Source organism: Mesorhizobium sp. M1307, assembly GCF_040318155.1.
GTDB lineage: Bacteria > Pseudomonadota > Alphaproteobacteria > Rhizobiales > Rhizobiaceae > Mesorhizobium.
In genome coordinates, this window is sequence record NZ_JAMYLR010000128.1 from 1 (window position 1) to 527 (window position 527).

General features: G+C 61.3%; 1 protein-coding gene. It reads left to right on the forward strand.

What is annotated here, in order from left to right:
* Nucleotides 1–527 (forward strand): TCP-1/cpn60 chaperonin family protein (locus tag NKH16_RS34960; RefSeq protein WP_352904000.1); only part of this gene is annotated, 527 nt, incomplete at both ends.

The window sequence follows — 527 nt, forward strand, 5'->3', positions numbered from 1 at the left end:
AAGACCTCGGAAGAGGTTGCCCAGGTCGGCACCATCGCCGGCAATGGCGACGTGTCGGTCGGCTCGATGATCGCGGAAGCGATGCAGAAGGTCGGCAATGAGGGCGTCATCACCGTCGAGGAAGCAAAGACCGCCGAGACCGAGCTTGAAGTCGTTGAAGGCATGCAGTTCGACCGCGGCTATCTCTCGCCCTACTTCGTCACCAACGCCGAGAAGATGGTTGCGGATCTGGAAGACGCCTACATTCTTCTCCACGAGAAGAAGCTCTCCAACCTGCAGGCCATGCTGCCGATCCTCGAGGCCGTCGTGCAGACCTCGAAGCCGCTGGTCATCATCTCGGAAGATGTCGAAGGCGAGGCCCTGGCCACGCTGGTCGTCAACAAGCTGCGCGGTGGCCTGAAAATCGCCGCCGTCAAGGCGCCGGGCTTCGGTGATCGCCGCAAGGCCATGCTGGAAGACATCGCCATCCTCACCGGTGGCCAGGTCATTTCCGAAGACCTCGGCATCAAGCTCGAGAATGTCGGCCT